The following is a 3,068-nucleotide window of genomic DNA, read 5'->3' on the forward strand; positions in this document are numbered from 1 at the left end:
CGTCTCGTGGGCTCGGAGATGTGTATAAGAGACAGCTCCAGGACAGTGTACCACGACCTGGGAGGGATCAAAACCCCTGAGTTTATAGGGAAAAGGCCCGGCCCCTTTGAAGAAGAAATAATTACCGGGTTCAAAAATCCTTTTGCAAGAAAAGTGATAAATAAGGCCCCAATCTGCTGGGCAGACAGTTCCGGAACAATGCAGTGGATCAATTTTGAAAGCAGTCATTCCGCAAAAAACGACCGTGAAATAGAGAACATCAGCAAGCTGCTTGAACTCCTTGTAGAGGATTCAGGAATAGATCCTAAAACAATAGGTGTGCTTTCCCCCTTCAGGTACCAGGCCTCCACAATGGTAAAGGCGCTGGAAAACTTCATAGAAAAAGGAGTCGCTGTAAACACCATTCATTCCTTCCAGGGAAACGAAAAGGACATCATAATCATCTCAATGGTCGCCAGGCACACAAAGGACTCCAGAATCTTTGAGGACATCCGCCTCCTGAATGTGGCTATCACCCGTACAAAATTTAAATTGATAGTCGTTTCAGACACATCAATTTCAGAAAGTAAGGACAGAGCCTCCTTAATCATGGATATGCTTTATGATTCTGCCAGAAAAAACGGCGGATACGTTGCAAAAGATGGCCTGAACCCTACACAAAACGACGAAATTAGAAAGGATACGCTCAAAGAGCAGACTATAGCAGATGCCCAGCAATATATAACAAAGGAAAGAAAGAAATTAGGACTTTTCGGGAAGTATTGACAGAGAAAAGTACAACAAAATCATATTCCCAACCTCCTTTCCGAATTTTTCTCTTCAGAAAAAGCAGATTAGAGGAAATGGGGAATAGGAAAGCCGAACCCGCGAGAAATATACTTTTACAGTAATATATCCACGAAAATCAGGAAACACTCCATTTCTCTTCCTTCTTAACAACAGCTGAAAATATGCAAATTTATTCACAACAGGGTTTCCACAGCACTACAAAAAAATTATTCCACCGGATGCCCCACTGAGAATTCCTCCTCTACATCATCCCCCACCATGAGCCCTTTTACAAAAACCTGAAACCTGCCGGGCGTTGAGGGAAGGGCGACCCCTGGCTTGAAAAATCTATTTACTCACTCATATAAGCTTGAATTCCGGGGTCCGTTTTGAGGATTTTATGATTTTGGGGATTTTGTCGCGGGATAAAATAGTCGAGAACTGGATAAACGGTAGGTGGGGAAGAGGGGAGCAGCCCGCCGGGAAATATAATAAAACAGTAATATTCAGACATCCCCACAGACGGCTCCAGTCCCTCATTCTTCAACGACTTCTCAGTGTGTCAACGACGGATTAAAATTTCCCCTTTTTGGCGGATTAAAATTCCACAATTCTCAATCCTTGAGAAAAGTTCGAGGATTGTGAATCATGCTGAAAAAGAAGGATTTATTTTGGTATCTATCCGAGCAGCCTTAAAGATAGATGTGTTAAATCAATTATATATTAAGGAGAAATCCTCCTACCTACTCAAACTACACCTTTAAATCCCATACATCCCTTTTCTATCCACAATATAACTTTCATAACTTTTACTCGGTGACATTTTTATGAAAAATAGGCTGTACAAATATTATCCTGAAGATTTCGGGGAGCTTACTGTTGACGTTTTACATATGAACCTGGTGTTTGATGTCTATGATGACAGGACTAATGTGAAGTCCCTGCTCAGGGTCAGGACAAAGGATGCTCCTATTGAGACGCTGGAATTAAACTGCAGGGACCTTGAGATCCGGGCTGTGAGCTGCATACAGTCTGAGGTTTCATACAGGTACAGGCAGGACGATGCGGTTCTCGAAATTAATTTCAGGGACGTGATTCCGCCGCATACTGAGATTGTGGTTGTTACGGATACGGTTTGCAGGCCTACTAAAAATGTCCTTGAGGGGCTGTATTACGATGAAACGCCGGCAGGGGCTCCTCCGCAGCAGATCACGCAGTGCCAGCAGTGGGGGTTCCAGAGGATCGTGCCCTGCATAGATGACATGTGCGCAAAATGCACATACAGGACAACCATCATTGCAGATTCGAGGTACACGAACCTTATCACAAACGGGGATGTCGTTGTCGAGCGGCATACCGTAAAGCCGGGGAGGGACAAAATCGTCTATGACAACTCCGTCACTCCGATGGCAACATATCTCTTTTTCCTCGGCGTGGGGACTTATGCGACTTTTACTAGGGAATTTGAGTACCCGGATGGGGAGACTTTCATGCTGGAACTGCTCGTGCCGCCCGGCTCAAACGCAGAAGCTGCCGAAAAAGCGCTTGACATCCTGCATGATTCGGCTATGTGGGTCTATCTCTTTACAGGGGCCGAGCAGTTCGATGAAGATAAGCTGCCTGTCAGGAAAGAGCTCTGGGAGCTTGTCCGCAAACGAGAGAAAATAAAACTTGATGCAAAGTCCGAATCCCCTCTGGAAGAAGAACTCCAGGCGGTCAGGGACGAGCTTGCAGAACTCAACGGGGCCATCACTCCGGGGTACAAATACACGGGAACTGTCTACAGGGAAATAGGGATGCAGAACTCGGACTTCGGGGGCATGGAAAACGTCGGGAACACCACGATTACCACAAACCGTATTATGCCTACCCTGCAGATCACTGACCCGGCTTTCGAGTACATGATCAGGGTCAAGGTGCACGAATATTACCACAACCAGAACGGGTCTGAAGTTACGGGAAAAAGCCCCTTTGAGATCTGGCTGAACGAAGCTGTGACCGTGCATGTGGAAGAGCAGTACCACGCCTTCCTCTTCGGAGAGGATTACCAGAGGATCGGCAGGCTGCTTGACCTGTTTGCCCCGGCATCGGGGACTTTTGCCCTGGACTCGGGCGCTGCGTCCATGCCCATCATCCCTGACGGCTTCAATGACCCAAATGACCTGATCACTGCCGTTACGTATGTAAAATCCCCCGAATACGTGCGCATGGTCGAGACTCTCATAGGCAAGGACACTTTTGTCCGGGGCCTGGACCTGTCTCTTATACACATCTCCGAGCCCACGAGACGGACTCCTATC

At 46.7% G+C, this 3,068-nt stretch carries 1 protein-coding gene; it reads left to right on the forward strand.

Annotated elements, in window-relative coordinates; all coding sequences use genetic code 11:
• The coding region (locus EO95_RS06005; protein ID WP_048133169.1) for an AAA domain-containing protein at nt 1–765 on the forward strand (765 nt) is incomplete at its 5' end.
• Nucleotides 766–3,068: the final 2,303 nt, after the last annotated feature.

The organism is Methanosarcina sp. 1.H.T.1A.1, assembly GCF_000979295.1.
Classification (GTDB): Archaea; Halobacteriota; Methanosarcinia; order Methanosarcinales; family Methanosarcinaceae; genus Methanosarcina.